This window comes from Alistipes intestinihominis (assembly GCF_040095975.1).
GTDB classification, from domain to species: Bacteria; Bacteroidota; Bacteroidia; order Bacteroidales; family Rikenellaceae; genus Alistipes; species Alistipes senegalensis.
On record NZ_JBBMFL010000001.1, the window covers coordinates 389544 to 405738 of the forward strand.

Annotated in this window: 8 protein-coding genes; all 8 read right to left on the reverse strand. The window is 60.4% G+C overall.

The genetic code is table 11. The features are described from left to right. The 8 genes from WMO46_RS01525 to WMO46_RS01560 all read right to left on the reverse strand — a co-directional run bounded on the left by WMO46_RS01525 (position 1) and on the right by WMO46_RS01560 (position 16127). Positions 1–525 (reverse strand): fasciclin domain-containing protein, encoded by a 525-nt coding sequence (locus WMO46_RS01525; RefSeq protein ID WP_278963302.1) that lies wholly within the window; start codon positions 523–525, stop codon positions 1–3. Next, positions 522–1946, reverse strand: a complete 1425-nt coding sequence (locus tag WMO46_RS01530) for a sialate O-acetylesterase (RefSeq protein WP_278963300.1) — start codon at positions 1944–1946, stop codon at positions 522–524. Before WMO46_RS01530 ends, WMO46_RS01525 begins: the two co-directional genes overlap by 4 nt. Before the next feature lie 6 nt (positions 1947–1952). Next, positions 1953–4784: a glycoside hydrolase family protein gene (locus tag WMO46_RS01535; RefSeq protein ID WP_278963298.1), complete on the reverse strand. Its 2832-nt coding sequence runs from the start codon at positions 4782–4784 to the stop codon at positions 1953–1955. Position 4785: 1 nt separating this feature from the next. Beyond that, positions 4786–7359, reverse strand: a complete 2574-nt coding sequence (locus WMO46_RS01540) for a glycoside hydrolase family protein (protein ID WP_276715831.1) — start codon at positions 7357–7359, stop codon at positions 4786–4788. Between the two features lie 77 nt (positions 7360–7436). Next, positions 7437–9056, reverse strand: coding sequence for a RagB/SusD family nutrient uptake outer membrane protein (locus WMO46_RS01545; RefSeq protein WP_129650767.1), 1620 nt, complete (start codon positions 9054–9056; stop codon positions 7437–7439). Positions 9057–9074: 18 nt separating this feature from the next. After that, a complete protein-coding gene (locus WMO46_RS01550; protein WP_278963295.1) occupies positions 9075–12155 on the reverse strand; it encodes a SusC/RagA family TonB-linked outer membrane protein in 3081 nt (1026 codons plus the stop codon). A 20-nt stretch (positions 12156–12175) separates the two neighbouring features. Continuing rightward, the gene (locus WMO46_RS01555) at positions 12176–14479 is read right to left on the reverse strand and encodes an FAD-dependent oxidoreductase (protein ID WP_349093637.1); all 2304 of its coding nucleotides are present in this window, start codon (positions 14477–14479) and stop codon (positions 12176–12178) included. Between the two features lie 7 nt (positions 14480–14486). Then, a complete protein-coding gene (locus tag WMO46_RS01560) occupies positions 14487–16127 on the reverse strand; it encodes a sodium:solute symporter family protein (RefSeq protein WP_129650764.1) in 1641 nt (546 codons plus the stop codon). Positions 16128–16195 lie beyond the last annotated feature (68 nt).

The following is a 16195-nucleotide window of genomic DNA, read 5'->3' on the forward strand; positions in this document are numbered from 1 at the left end:
TTAGTATCTGAGCAGGGTTTTTACGGGATAGAAGATGATGTCGCCCGATTTGAAAGATTTGTCCAGACGAACCCGGTTTCCCTGTTTGTCGATAAGGTATACTTTGCCTTTCTTGACCGTAACGGTCAGCGGGTGGCTTGGGAAAAGGGTGTAGAGCGTCTGCCCGTCCTTGAACGATCCGGGGACTAATTTTCCTTTGATAATATTGTATTTGAGCGTGTTGCGCAGACGCGGAGGATTGCCGTTGGCAGAGCCTTCGGTACGGTAGTAGACCTCGATACCGGTGTTGTCGGGAACGATCACCGTATATTTTTTGCCGTCGGTCAGATAGTCGGCGAACGTGCCGTCGCCGGTGTACATCGCATACATGCGTTTGTATTCGGTGATATAACGGTCGTATTTTCCGTTGTCGGTCCGGGAGAGCAGTTGCAGCGCTTCGCCGCCTATCTCCCCGGTTTGCTGGGCCTGGACCGGCGGGAGCGAGCAGAACAACGCCAGCAAAGCCGTGATCGTGAAGGTTTTCATCGTTTCTTGGTTTTAAGTTCCGTATCGAAGGTGAAGGGCGGCAGCGGAAGGCCGCTCTTGTGGTAGATCGTGAGGGTGTTGACGTTGCCCCAGGCATAACGCGCTCCGGTCGGGACCGGTACTTCCGCGGAGGACAGTTCCAGCAGGTTGCCCCGGATGTGCAGGTCGGCTTTATGCCAGTTTCCTTCCGTATCGCGCAGTTCGAATCCGGACTCCCCGCCGCGCAGGGCAAGACCGCTGCGGATGCCGCCGACGGAAATTTCGACCCTGCGGCCCTCGACCGAGGCGGGGCCGGGTAACGTCAGCGTTCCGGGGTCTTTGCCGCCGTAGACGAGTTCTTTGGCTGCGGCGGCGAACCGTATGCCCACAGGGTATTTGTTTTTGGGATGGATATTCTCCGCATCGCCGCAGTCGGCCGTTACGACCATGGCCGTATGGGGGACCGTGCGGGCCGTGTTGAGCTGCGACTGGCGGAGGCGGGCCCAGCGTTCGCCGCTCTTGTCGTCCGGAACCCGGTAGGAAGGGAGCTGGGCGAAGATGAAGGGCAGGTTGTCGTTGCCGAAAAAGCGGCGCCAGTCGGCGATCAGCCCCGGAAACAGGGTGGCGTACTGTTCCGGAAAATAGCCGTTGCTCTCGCCCTGATACCAGATGACGCCGCGAACGGTCAGGCCGCGAAAACGGGCGAGCATCTTTTCGAAGAGCACCGAAGGATTCTTGTAATGGCTTCCGATTCCGTCGTAGATCTTGCCGACGGCGGCTTTCAGCGCCGGATCGGATGCGAACGCTTCGGGACTGATCCATGCTTCGGCCGTCGAGCCGCCGTGCGAACAGTTGACGATGCCTACCGGAATGCCCAGTTCACGGTGCAGCTCCCGGGCGAAAAGGTAGGCCACGGCGCTCCAGTCGTAAATGCTTCGTCCGTAGGCTCCCGACCAGGGACGGTCGGAGGTGTCGAGCAGTTTGCCGCCGCTGACGATGTTGGCCCGGTAGTAGCAGCGGATGTCGGAGTAGTCGGCATCGCGGATCAGGGCGAGGCGGTCGTCGAACTCCATGCCGCGGACTTTGAAGGCCATGTTCGACTGTCCCCCGGCCAGCCAGACCTCGCCCACCAGAATATCGCGGATCGTCACGGCCTCGCCGCCGGACCGGATTTCCATCGTGCGGTTCCGGTTGCTGGCTTCCAGAGCCGGAAGCGTGGCCTGCCATACTCCCTGTGCGTCGGTTTCCGCCGTGACGGTATGGCCGGCGAACGATATTTCGACGGAGCTTCCGGGGGCTGCCGTGCCTTCCAACGGAAGCGGCATGTCCCGTTGGAGCACCATGCTGTCGCAGAGGTAGGGTGCCGGAGCGAGTTTCTGAGCCTGTACGCTGGCGGCGGCGGAGAGCAGGACGCCCAGAATGAGAAGGCGGATCGGTTTCATGGTCGTCTATTTTTCGAGCGTGAGGGTTTCCCATTCGGTCACGGTGCCGTCCTTTTTCCGGGCCGAGGTCCGGATTTCGAGATGTCCGGCGTCGGCCGGGAAAGTGAATTCGTAAGGATAAGTCGCCGAACCGAGGCGTTTGCCGTTGACCTCTGCTGTTGCCGAAGCGTATTCCGTGTCGCTGATGTTGAAATAGACATAGGCGTGGCAGTCGCCTTTGCCCGTGTTGAGCACCATGCAGCGCACTCGGTCGTCGCTGCTGGCCGCATAATCCTTGCTCCATGCCTCGGGGACTGCCAGCAGACGCTGCTGGACGGCGACTTTCGGCCGGACGCCTTCGATCTTCACAGCAGTCAGGGAGTTGGGTTTGACGGTGACTTCGAATGCACCTCCGTGCACGTCCTGGCATGACCCCTCGGGACTCAGCAGGCGGACTTTGCAGGTCGTGTTCCGGTCGATGCCCAGCCGTTCGGTGTCGAGCCGGACCGTGGAGACGACCTCGCGGCCGCATTGGTTCGAGAAGGCGAGGTAGAGGGCATCTTCGCCGCGCGCGGCGACGTAATTGAGTTCGATGTCGGAACTTTCGGCCAGTCCGTCGGGCATCCATAGCCACGCTTGCTCGCCGTAGAACTCGCCCGGGCGGTGCCCGTAGAATTTGCTTTGCAGATAGGCGTAGGCTTCGATGAATTCGCCGGGAAACCGGATTGCGCCCCGGCTGCGGTACAGTGCGTCGGTGACGAGATAGTCGTAGAGCAGCGATACATGCGGCATGATGTGGTTGTAATGGAACGAGTTGACCCCTAATTCCTTGTGGCCGCGCAGCGGATAATTCTCCTTTTCGTAGACCGTCGTGCGGGCTGTGTTGATGTGGTAGCCCGGGAAATTGCGGTAACGTCCGACGATGGCGTTCTTGGCGATCACGGCCAGAAAATCGTCTCCGGTGTAGTGCGCCAGCCTTACGAACCATGCGGCGTAATTGGCCATGAAGATGGCGCGGTGTCCGGTGCAGGTTCCCGACGATTCGGGGGTGAGCCCGATTTCGGAGAGCCGCCAGGCGGGAGCATCTTCCCGCGGGGCATCCATCCGGGCGTGCCCTTTCTGTTTCAAATAGGCGTAATGCGGGGCTTTGCCGTCGGGGTTCACGGTGATGTTCGCATCGGGAACTTCCGGACAATACCAAATATATTGGGTATAGAGCCGTGCACCGCGGTGCGCCGCTTCGAGATAGCGCTTTTCGCCCGTCGTTTCGTAGAGTTCCAGCAGGTCGATCCACTTGGGGGCGAAACCTGTCCAGAAGAAGAAGCCTCCGGCCGCAGGGTCCGAGAAGTCGGAGGCCGGGGTGTCGATGCGCGCTGCGATATAGGCGTCGGCGCCACGCATGGCTTCATTCAGATAGACTGTGTCGAGCGTGGCCCGGTAGAGATGCAGGGCGTTTTTCCAGGTGCGGCCCTCTTCCCGGACATCGAGGTTGCGGACGCGGCTCCTGCTGTATTCCAGTCCGGCGAGGCGCACGAGGAACGGGTCTTTGCGCTGGAAGACGTTGTAAAGTGTCGTCAGCTCCGAAATGGGTGCGCAGGGGCCGTCGAGCTTGCGCGACGGGTACTGGATGCGCTGCGTCGAGTCGGCCGAAAAGAGGAATTTTTCGCGTGAAAGCATGTATTCCAGAATGGGGTAGGCGCGTTTTTCGTAAACGGCTTCGTTGTCGTTCAGCAGGGCGATCTCCAGTGGGTTGAGTGCCGAAACGTTTTTCACGGCGCCCGGCACGTCGGTCGAATAGGCGCATCCCTTTTGTTCGTCGATGAACCAGCTGTAACGGCTCATCGTGTAGCCGATGATGTTGGCGATGGTGCTGTTGAGCGTCGAGATGTCGTTGCGGCGCAGGTCGCGGAAGGCGTAGATGCGCTCGGCGGTACGCTGTACGGCGTCGGTCGTGTTTCCCTTGCAGGCGAATAACAGAGCGCTGAAACGATAGGTGTCCCCTGCCGCCATCTTTGACTCCGCACCGCCCGGAACGGGGGCGAAGAGCATCGGTGCGGCTTTGCCGTCGGCGGTGCGGAGTGCAACGCAGAAGCGGCTGTTCTCTGCCGTGGGCAGCGGATCGAAGGGAAATTCTGCGGGATGGGCCACGATGCCGCGGCTTACGCCGTCGGTAGTGACGAAGGTCGAGGGTACCGGGCAGCGGAAAGCCAGCGTGGCATAGCTGCGGTCGGGAAAGCGGCGTTCCTGCCAGATCATCGGCTGCCACAGCTCCGTGACATGCGCCGTGTCGGCCGCTTCGTAGCCGGTGAAGCCTACCGAGTACCAGCCGTCGGCCTTGGGCCGCAATGTGCAGGAGAGCATCGGACAGCCCGAATCGGAGTCGATGCTCAATTCGGCTTCGAGAGCGAAAAGTGCGTGCTCGGGGTAGGTGAAGCGGATTTTCGTTCCGTCGGCGACGGCTCCGGAAGGGCGCATTTCGATATTCTCGCCGACATTGAAGAGCGAAAAGGTCCGGGATTCGACGGCTCCTTCGAGGATGCTCGCGTCGAATCCGTCGCCGACCTGATCGTCGGTGCGCTCGACGCGCCGGGCGTCGCCGTTCTCCGAACGCCAGGTGGCGGCGTTGTAAAGCACGTTCCCGATTCCTGCCGGGCGCATTTTCAGCTCCGGGTCGCGGGGCGTGCGGATGATCGTGAAGACCGGAGCATAGCTGTTTTTCGCGCCCTCCGTCCGGAACGTGATCGTGCTGTTCTGTGCGACGCTGACATCGCCGTCCGGCGACGGAAGGTGTATCGAAGAGCCGCAGCCGGCGAGCGATAAGATTGCGGCGAGTGCCGCTGCCATCAATCCGTATTTCATCTTATTTACGTGTTATTTCCCATATTTTAAGTCCGAATCCGTCGATCGTGCAGTCGGTTGCTTCCGTGCCCGGGAGCCGTCCGGTTTTCGCTGTCAGGGCTCGGGTCCGGCCGATGCCCTGCCAGCCGAGTTTCGAGACGTTGAGCGTGATCCGGCCCCGGTTTTCGTGCGCCGAACTGCCCAGCAGAACGACGTAAAGCCGTCTGCCATCGGTCGAGAGCGCCGTCAGGCAGTCGAGATCGGGACACCCCGTCCGGACGAGCCCCGGACGTAGGATCAGGTTCGCTTCGTCATCTCCGATACGTCCGGGCGCGAATCCCGTGATGCGCTGCGGTCCGACCTTGGGCGTCACGAAGCCCCGTGGGAAGGCGATCAGCCCGTCGCTGCGGCATTCGGCTTCGCAAAGCAGGTAATCGACGATCCATCCCAGCTGCCACCAGGCATGATGCGGGAAAGGTCCCGGGCCGCGGTCGAACTGCGACCAGTAGTAGGTGGCGATCTTCGTGTCGGGATGAAGGAACTCCTCCCGGGCGATGGCCGCCGTGCGAGCCAGATCGACGAAGAGGCTGTCGCCGGTCATTGCCGCCAGCCGGGTGTAGAGCCCGCAATGGCTCGTCAGCAGGATGGGACCGCTCTTGGTCGCCGATCCCGTGCTTCCGCCGTGTTCGAAGCAAAGCCCCGTCTGGCTCAACTGCCAGTCGCGCACTTCCCGGCCCTTCCGCCGGACGGGTGCATTTTCCGACCGCGGGTGGGTGTATACGGAGCAGGCATAGAGCCGCGCCGCGCGGACGGCTGCGTCGAGATAACGTTCGTTTCCGCTCGCTTCGTATGTTTCGAGCAGTGCCTGGGCACTTTGCACGGTGGCGAAGTCGTTGATGAAACGGGCGTCGCCGCAGACGCCCAGGAACCGTCCCCGATCTACGGCGTGTTCGACATACCAGTCGGCGCCGCGGAGTGCTGCGTCGAGATATTTCCGTTCGCCCAGGATACGGTGGGCGACCAGCAGCCCGTAAAACGTGGGGCGCAGGTCCTCGAGGTCGGTGAAGAGCGCCTCGCCTGTGAGTTTGTCATAGGCCACGTCGAAACCGCCGTCCGGATGCTGGAGCGAGAGCAGCAGATCGGCACCTTCGCGCAGTTTCTCGCGCAGCAGCGTGTCCTGAGGCTCGAAGAGCAGGATGTTGCCGATGTCGATCAGCGTGTAATAGGTGATGCCGATCGGTTCGATGTGGTTGCCCCACTCCTCGACGAACGCTCCCTTTTTCGAAAGGTAGTATTGTCCGAGCGCTGCGCCGCGGTTGCGGTCGCCGTGTCCGCCCTGCTGCATGAGTTTGAAGTTGCGGATATAGGGCAGGCGGCCGTGCCGGAGCAGGCTGTCGCCGGTCATCGCCGCGAGCATCCACACCGCACCGGCGTCGGCGTTCTTCATGGCGTCTTTCTCCGAGCCGACGACACTGCCCAGATAGGCCTGTGCTCCGATTTCGATCCCTTCGCAGCATTCCGTGCGCCAGAGCGAGAGCGAGTCGTCGCAGACATAGCGGCAGATTGCTTCGAGCCGGTCGGTGAGCGAGATTCTGGAACGTCGCAGGGCGAGTTCCTCTTTCAGCCCGTAGATGTCGTAAACGGCGTGTTTGAAAACCTCGTACCAGTTGGTGCGGCGCAGCGTGTAACGAAATGCAAAACGGGTTTGGCCGCCTGCTTCGAGCCATGAACCCTCTTCGCCGAGTACCGGGTGCCAGGCCGTAGGGCAGAGCCGTCCGTCGCGTGTCATGTGCGAAAGTCCTGTGCGCCAGCATTCGCCGTGCGTGCGCCGGTCGCCCACGTAAGGTTTTCGGTCATAGCCCGGTTCGGGAATGACGGCCAGCGTGAGTCCCTGCGTGTCGGTCAGGAGCGAAGCCATCGTGGTTACGGTGTTTTCGTTGCAGATCACCGGCAGATGCGGCAGTCCCTGACCGTACATGTAGGCCAGATGAAAATCGGGCTCGATGGCGGCGCCCTGAAAGAATCCCGGGACGCAGCCCCAGGCCAGCTGCTTTTCGGGAAGCGTGGCCGTTGCCGGCGTCGAAAGCGAATAGTAGCCTGCACGCGCTGCGGTGAAGGTCATCCGCACGCACAGATCGCCCGGATGGATCGTGTCGGCCCACCATTCGGCGGTGAGCTGTCCGGGTTCGCCCGAGGCTTCGAAACGGAGGGTGTCGCCGCTTCGGTGCATTTCCTGCGGTACGAGCCGGAAGGCTTCGCCCGCGCGGTTCAGCGGCACGGAGGAGGTGGCTTTGCGGTAGCTCGGGGCGATGCAGTGGAAACGGTCGATGTCGAAGCGCAGCGTGTCGCCGCCCCGGTTGACGACGGTTTCTCCCTCCGTTGGCGGCGTTTCCGGTGTGTAGAGCACGGTGTATCCGCCGTCGGGAGTGCCCCAGACGAACGTCTGCCCTTCGTCGCGGAGCTCTATTCTCCGGGGCTGCCAGCCTTCGCGGCTTTTCTGCCACGAAATGTTGATCCGGGAATCGCCGATTCGCGGACCGCTTCCGAAAACGGTCAGCGGGCCGAGGAGAGCGAATATGCAGAGTGCTTTTTTCATCGTTGCGGCTGTTCGGGTTTATGGCAGACAAGCAGCCGGGTCGGGACTGCTTGTCTGCGCGTTCGGTGAACCTGCGTTTAGTAGCCGGGGTTCTGGTCCGGGGCGTTGATGAAGGGATTGGTGTTGATCTCGTTCTGCGGAATAGGCCACAGGTAATCCCGGTTGGGGTTGAACGATCGCGTGTCAACCTTGTAGGGAATGTATTTCGGCGGGTTGAGACGCACGTCCTGATATTTGTAGCCGTAGGCGTCGGTCATCACTTCGGGACCGATCCGCCAACGGCGGATGTCCGAGATGCGGGTGCCTTCGAAGGCGAATTCGACGCGGCGTTCATGGCGGATGATGGCCCGCAGTGCATTGGCGTCGAGTTCCGTGCCTTCGATGTCCTCGACCTTCGGCATCATCACCGAGGGGCGCTGGCGTACGCGGTCGATCAGCCCGCGGACTTCGGCCTCGTCGAACGTCCCCGATTCCACGAGCGCTTCGGCGCGCATCAGCAGAACGTCGGCGAAACGGATCAGGATGATGTTGTGTTCCGAGTTGTTCTTCTCGGTTTCGGTATAGTCGTTCCACTTGCGGATCTTCATGCCTGTATGGTTCGAAGAACTCGGGAGGAAGATCGCTCCGCGGCCGTTGTCCGTGCCCGGCATGATGATCGACTGGTCGAGACGCGGGTCGCGGTCCTTGTAGGGATAGGTCGGGTCGAAAGCCGGGTCGGCACTCTCGTAGAGTTGCGTCTCGGCGTTCCAGCTTACGGGGTAGCCGTTCTTGGTGTAGTAACTCTCGGCGAGTGCGGATGTCGGACAGTAGGAGTTCCACTCGTAGGTGAAGGTGTAGAGCTGGTGCGTAAGTCCCTGCGAATAGGCGTTCTTCATATACTGGATGTCGAAGATCACCTCGCAGTTATTCTCGTTCTGAGGCAGGAACAGCTCCCGGTAGAGGGGATAGAGATCGTAACGGAGTGCGCCGTTCTCATCTTTGAGGTCGATCACCTCTTTGAGGGTCTCGGCCGCCTGGGCGTACATCCCGTTGTAGAGTTCGATTTTGCCTTTGAGGGCCAGTGCGGCGCCGCGTGTGGCGCGGCCGGTATCCTCTGCGGCATAAGTTACGGGCAGATATTTGGCCGCTTCTTCCAGATCGCCGAGAATCTGCTCCACGACTTGCGCCTTGGGTGTGCGGGGTTTGCTGTCGGCCAGGTCTACCTGTTCGAGGTACATCGGCACGTCTCCGAAAAAGTCGATGAGCTCCGAGTAGAAATACGCGCGCAGGAAGAGCGCTTCGCTGCGCAGCCGGTCCTTGATGTTGGTGGCCGGAACGGTTATTTCGTAACAGTGGTCGAGCCAGGCCAGCAGGGTGTTGGCGCGCGAGATCCCGCGGTAGCCGCGGCTCCAGAAATTCAGTGCATAGACGCTCGACGAGCCGTGGGTGCCCTGTCCGAATTCCTGCGTGTTCTGGTTGCGCGAGTAGTTGTACATGTTGTCCGACATGCAGTCGAAGTCGATGGCGTAGGTGCGGCCCTTGACCGGCTCGAGGGCGGCGTTGTAGATGCCGTTGACGGCGATGACGGCATTCTCCTGCGAAGAGAAGAAGGTGGCGGGATCGAGTGCGTCCTGCGGCTCGCGTACCAGGTAATCCGCGCAGGAACCCAGCATGAGCGCCGAACCGACGAGTGCGACTATTTTATGATAAGTTTTCATCTTTGTCCGTATTATGTGTTAGAAACCGATGTTGAGGCCGAAATTGTAGATGCGTATCTGGGGATAGACCTCCGACGCGATGTTGGTCGAGGGGCGTTCGGGGTCCCATCCCGGGAAATTCGTGAGCGTCCAGGCATTCTGGATGCCGGCATAGATGCGCACTTTCGACATGTGCAGTTTGGCAGTCCAGCGCACGGGCAGCGTATAGCCCAGTTCGATGTTTTTCAGACGCAGGAACGAGGCGTCGTAGATGTAGTAGCTCGAACGGGTGTTGGCCGTCTTCGAGTCGTAGTTCATGCGCGGATGGCGGTTGGTCGGGTTGTCGGCGGTCCAACGTTTGTCAACCATGTCTTTCCAGACGTTGCCGTTGTCGTTGAAGAACGGCACGACCATCGGTCCCTGATTGTACATGTCGCGGCCCAGCACCGTCTGCCAGAACATGTTGAAGTCGATACCTTTCCAGCCCCAGTTGAGGTTCAGCGACATCGAAACGTCGGGGAACGGGTCGCCGATGATGGTCCGGTCGTAGTCGAGGTCGATCTTGCCGTCGGGTTTGCCGTCGGGGCCCGAGAGGTCGGCGAATTTCAGGTCGCCGGGACGCGGACTGCCTTCGCTCGGCACGGGGCGTCCTTCTTTGAGCGTGTAGACGCGGTCCTGCAAGGGCACCGAGGGGTCGCTGTCGTTCTGCCACGTGAAGTCGTCGAACTGATAGACACCGGCCATTCGGTAGCCGTAGTAGGCTCCCACGGGGTGCCCCTCCATCTGGACGATGGGCAGCGAGGCGTGGATCACGGGGCTGACGCCTTTCAGGTCGAGGATCTTGTTGCGCAGGAAAGTGGTCGTGAACGTGGCATCCACGTACATTTTGTTGCGGTAGGTCTGACGGTAGTTGAGCGTCAGTTCGAGACCTTTGTTCTCCATGCTGCCGGCGTTCTGGTAGGGGCCGCCGTTCACGTTGCCGATCAGCGACGGCGGGATGGGCAGCTTCATCAGAATGTCGGTGGTCTTCTTGTAGAAGATGTCGGCCGTCAGCGAGAAGCGGTTCCAGATGCCGATGTCGAGACCGATATTGGTCTGTTCGGAAGTCTCCCACGAGGTGTCCTTGTTCGAGAGTTCGGTGATGGCCGCGCCGGCTACCTGCGTGCCGTTGAAGTCATAGTAGCTGTCGGTCGAGAGGGTCGGGTATCCGGTGTAGTTCGAGGTGATGTACTCGTTGCCGAGGCGTCCCCACGACACGCGCAGCTTGAGGTTGTTGATATACTCGGTCACGCCGGAGTTCTTGAAGAAACTCTCCTGGGAGATGCGCCAGCCGGCGGCCACCGACGGGAAAAGGCCCCACTTTTTGTTGTAGAAACGCGACGAACCGTCGTAGCGGACGTTGACCTCGAAAAGATAGCGGTCGTCGTAGGAGTAGTTCACGCGGCCGAAGAGCGAACGGGTTGCACGTTCGTTGATGGCGTTGTCGTTGACCTGCGTGGCGGGATCGCCCATGTTCAGCGACGGGGTGAACGAAGACATGTTGTCGCGGCGCGCCATTTCCCATTCGTTGCGCCACCAGTATTGCGAAGCGCCGACGAGCACCGAGAGGTCATGCCGGTCGAAACGTTTTTTGTAGCTGGCCGTAAGTTCGGTGGTCGTCGAAAGCGTCGTCGAGTTCTTGATCTCGATGAAGCTGGCCACCTTGTTCTGTACGTCGCCGTAAAGGTCGCCCACGGTGTAGATCGGGGCGACGAACTGGTCGTTGCGCGAATTGAAGTAGACCGTGGCGAACGAACCTTGTATTTTCAGTCCTTTGACGGGTTCGACCCCGGCGCTGATCTTTGCGGTCAGTTGGTTGGAAATGTTCTTCGTGCGGCCGCCGGCTTCGAGCTGTCCCATGTGGCGTCCGTAGAAGCCGTAGAGTCCGTTATAGGCTTTGAAGATGCTGGTGGGGCCTGCGCGGTGGATGTCCTGAATGGTCTGGTTGGTTCCCATAGCCGTCGAGGTCATGTCCTTGCGGTAGCCCGAGAGGTTGAGCGTCGTGAAGAACTTGCGGTTGGTGGAGTACATGCTGACGTTCGAGCGGAACGAGATCTTTTCGTTGTCGGTGCCTTTCAGCACGCCTTCCTGATTGCCGTAGCCCAACGAGACGCTGCCGTTGTAGTTTTTGCCGCCCATCGACATGCTCAGGTAGTGGTCGTGCATTGGGGCGATACGGAAATGGCGGAGGTAGTAGTTCACGGACACCTTCTCCCCCGAGATGTATTTTTCACGGTCGCTGTCGTAATTCTTGATCTCACCGTTGTAAAGGAACATCTCCTCTTTCAGGTCGAGCCATTCGAGCACTTTCACCGGTTCGGGCAGCGCCGTGGTCTCCTGCAACGAGAAGCTGCCGTTGTAACTTACTTTGAGCTCGCCCGAGCCTTCGCCCGACTTGGTCGTGATGAGCACGACGCCGGCCGCCGCACGGTTGCCGTAAATGGCTGCCGACGAGGCGTCTTTCAATACCGACATCGACTCGATGTCCTTGGGGTTGATCTGGTTGATGTCGCCCTCGACACCGTCGATCAGCACCAGCGGCTCGTTGTTGTTGGCGATGGACGACACGCCGCGGATGCGGATCGAACCCTGGTCCTGTCCCGGCTGTCCCGAGTTCTGGACCACGTCGATACCTGAGATCATGCCTTGCAGGGCCATCGAGGCTTGGGTGATGGGGCGGTTTTCGAGGTCCTTGACCGATACGTTCTCGGCCGATCCCAGCAGGTTGACTTTCTTTTGCGTGCCGTAACCCACCTGTACGACCTCGACGGCGTCGAGCATCTGCTGGTCGGGCATCAGTTTGATGATGTCGAATTTGGCCTTCGGATCGTCGGCTTTCAGTTTGAGCGTTTTGTAGCCCATGAACGAGAACGTGATCTCGCTCTTGGGCCCCGGAATCTTGATCGAATAAGTGCCTTTGCTGCCGGTGATCGTTCCAGCACCCGTTTCCTGCACGTACACGGTGACGCCCGACATGGGTTTGTCGTTCTCGTCGTGCACTACACCCTTGATCTCCCTGGGCTGTGCCATGGATGCCGCGATCGCGAAAAGCATTACCAGGGTCATGTAGACTTTTTTCATAGGTTCTGAAGTTGGTTGGTTTATTTCATTGTTTTCGATTCGATGATAATGCCCATCAGCGCCGGGCAGACATCGCCTTCCGGGCGCATGAGGCGGAGTCGGAGTCCCCGGGCCGTTACCGGCTCCGGGAAAGTCAGCGTGTTGACGGTCTGGTGGTTGCTTTCGGTGCGTGCCAGCTCGCGCCCCGTGTCGTCCGAAAGGATGTAGCCGCGGATACAGCAGGGCATCACGGAGTCGTAGTGTCCCATCTGCACGTTTTCCATCGCGTGATCGGCGTCGGTGTCGAAGAAGAGCCGGATCTGCGAGAAAGTCCGGGGCTCTTCCCAGGCGATTTCCAGTTCGGGGGCGGTGTCGCCGATGTCGGCGGCCCAGCCGTTGGGAGCGAGGTAGGGACGGAAATAACTGTTCCGCAACTGCTCCGCGCCGAAGGCGGCGATGGCCGGGGTGAAACGCAGTGCGAAGTTCTTCCCTTCGGGACGGCGTTTCGGACACCAGAACTCGAATGCCTCGACGCCGATGCTTTCGGGCGGCGTCTGGCGTCCGAAGTTCGAGACGGCGGGATTGATGTGATTGAAGACCGACGTGAGACCCGTCACGAGACGTCCGCTCTGCGGCAGACGCACTTTGTCGTTGGCCATGAAGCAGACGAAGACATAGCGGGGCATGTCGTATTCGATGCCGAAGTCCAGCGCGATGCGGTTTTCTCCTTGGACGAGCCGCACGACCTCGACGGCGTCGGTGCGGTCGGGTGTGTAGTTCTCCCGACGCAGGGAGCTACGCAGTTCGACGCGGAGTTCGGTGGCATCGTCAGCTTCGGCGACGATCTCGATACGGGGCATGCGACCGCTGACGGGCAGCAGCTGAGCGGCCGGGTATTCGAGCCGGAACCAGGTGCCGTCGTGCGGCAGTTCATTCAGATGGAGTTCGCTCGATACGCGCAGCGAAGCCTTGTCCAACAGATTTTTGCTGTCGGAGATGTCGAGCCCGGGGATGAACTGTCCCAGTTTGACGAGCTCGGATTGCAGGCGTACGATCTTGTCGGGGGCTGCATAATCGGCGGGTTTGCATTTCTCTTCGAGACAGAGCGCTGCGGCCATGCCGATAGCCTGTCCGCCGAGTGCCGCCGTGCACATGACGCGGGTCGAGCCGTTGGCCACGTGGCTCGACGACATGATGCGGCCGCCGATGAAGAGGTTGTCCAGATCGGGGGTCACATAACAGCGGTAGGGTATCTGATAGACGCCTTTGCTGTGCCATTGGTTGCAGCCGTTCCTGGGGCTGAATACTCCGTCCGACGGGTGCAGGTCGATGGACCAGCCGCCGTAAGCCACGGCGTCGTAGTGGGTATGCTGTTCGATGATGTCCTGTTGGGTGATGGTGTAGAGCCCCGTGAAGCGGCGGCTTTCGCGCTTGCCGGGGAAGAGTCCCGCCCACTCCAGCGTGAGGTTCTCGGCCTGCGGGAATTTGCCCGAGTTTTTGATATAGTCCCAGACGCCGTAGACCACGCGCCAGAGTTCGAATTTGATCCGTTCGGTGTCGGTCACCGTGTCCAGACGGCCGCCGTATTCCAGCCACCAGTATTTGCAGCCGTGCTGGGCGGGGTTGAAATAGTTGGGATTCTGCAATTTGGGGATGTGGCGCTCCGCATCTTTGATGGCTAAGTCCGGCGCCGTGTATTTCACCGGGCGGCCCGTGTCCTTCATGTAGAAGAGGATGCTGTGGCCCAGCAGCTCGCCGTATTCCCGCTTGTCGGGGGCGAACCCTTCGCCGTATTCCTCTTTCTCCTCGGCGCCCATGCGGAACGAAGCACCGGCGAGGTAGCCCAGCGTGCCGTCGCCTGTGCAGTCGGCGAACAGACGCCCTTCGAGCGTGTATTCCGTGCCGTTCTGCGGATTGATGGCCGTGAGACGGCCGATCGTGCGGTCGTCGTCCTTTTCGACTTTGTAGACCACTGTGTTGAGTAGCAGCGTGATATTGGGCTCGGCGAGCACTTTGTCCATCAGCACCATATCGAACAGCACGGGGTTGCCCTCCTTGTTGCGGAAGGTGTTTTCGACGAGGATCTCGTCCAGTACGCCGCCTTCGCGCGACCAGCGGTTGTTGTTGCCCATATGGGAGGTGGCGCCCAGCACCCACAGGCGCACCTCGCTCGAAGCATTGCCTCCGAGCACGGGCCGGTCCTGGACCAGGATGACCTTGACGCCGGCCCTCGCCGCGGTGATGGCGCTGCATACGCCCGTCATGCCCCCTCCGGCGATTACGTAGTCGGCTCGTAGCGAGATGCGTCGGAATGCTCTTTGTTTTTCGAAATTGCAGGTAAACATAGTTGGATCAGGATTTCTTTTTGCTGTATGAATAAGCCGAGACGCCGATCGCCAGCAGCAGCAGTCCCATGCCCAGCGGGATCATCTTGTGTTCGTCGGCCAATGCTCCCAATGCGGCGATGAACACTCCGGCGAGGATGGCGCCGATGCCGATGACCATCACGCTGAAGCGGTTGTTGTCGGCACCCTCTTCTTCGGCGGTTGCGGCGGCGGGGGCCTTTTCGATCATCGGGATCTGTTCGCCGGGACGGCATATGCGGTGGTAGATTTCGTAGCCTGTCAGCAGCAGAGCCGGGACCAGTACGCCTACGAGCATCTCTTCGGCGCGGTCGAGCGAGAAGCCCATGAGCGGCGTGACGAACTTGAACAGCGCGTTGATCGCAAGGCTCACTACGGTCGTCGTGAGGATGACCCGCCCGTTGAGATTGCGCGAGAAAAGCGACCAGATAAGCGGCAGGTAGAGCGGTACGCCCGTGAGGGCCGCTACGCTGATGACGACGTTCACAATACCGCCCATCAGGGGAATCAGCAGCGCCACGACGATGGCCAGCACGCCGAAACCGATGGTGGACCAGCGTGCGATCCGCATCAGCCCTTTCTCCGAAGTGGAGGGGGAGAGGCGTTTGAAAATATCATTGGTGAAGACGCCCGCCGAGATATTGAGCGTGGCGTTGAGCGAGCTGGCCGTGGCGAAGATCATGCCGCCGAGCATCAGGCCCAGCAGCCCCGAGGGCATCGCCTCCTTGCACATCAGCAGGTAGGCATTTTCGGCTTCCAGCCCTTCGAGACCGGGGTTGTAGACGCGGTAGATCATCGGCGGCAGCATCCAGAGGATGGGGCTGACGAGATAAAGAATGCCGAACAGCCATCCCACCTTGCGGGCGTTGCGGGGTGTGCTGACGCTGGTGTAGCGCTGTACGTAGGCCCAGTTGCCGCCCAGGAAAAAGAGGTTGTAGAACATGAAGGCGATGATGAACACCCAGGTGTAGTCGCCCGATACGGTCTGGAAAAATCCCTCCGGAACCTTTGCGAGGAAAGCCTCGGCTCCGCCGACTTTTATCAGCGAGAGCGGAATGACGATGATGACGGCGGCGAACAGAATGAGAAACTGCAACACGTCGGTCACCACGACGGCGCGCAGGCCGCCGATCGTGACGTAAAGGATGCTGAAAGCCCCCAGCAGCAGGATGCTCGTGTTGAGCGGAATGTCGGCCGTGACTTCGATGATCTTGGCGATGGGGTAGAGGAATGCACCGGTCGTAAAGAGCGAGATGAAGAGGAACAGATAGGTGTACATCTTCTGCGTCGATACGCCGAAGCGGCGGGTGATATATTCGGCGGCCGTGAGACAGCCGGTGCGGTTCCAGCGCGGGGCGATGAAGAATCCGACGGCGAGGCCCGCGGCGGCCATCGTGAGCTGGATGGTCACCGACACCCATCCGTGGGAATAGGCGATCGAGCCCCAGACGACGAACGTGCCGGCCGAGAAGAAGCCCATGAACAGCGAAAGGCCGCTGATCCACCAGGGAACGTTACCCCCCCCCGCGAAGAAACTCTTCATATTCTTACCCGTAGAGGAAAAGGAGACGCCGGCGAGCATCACGCCCGCGGCAAACAGCAGAATGGTTACGTAATCTAAAGTGCCCATGAATCGGTTCTCATTTAGGTCGTTTTCGGATTAGCCCAGAACAAATATATTCCATTCGGACCGTTTCC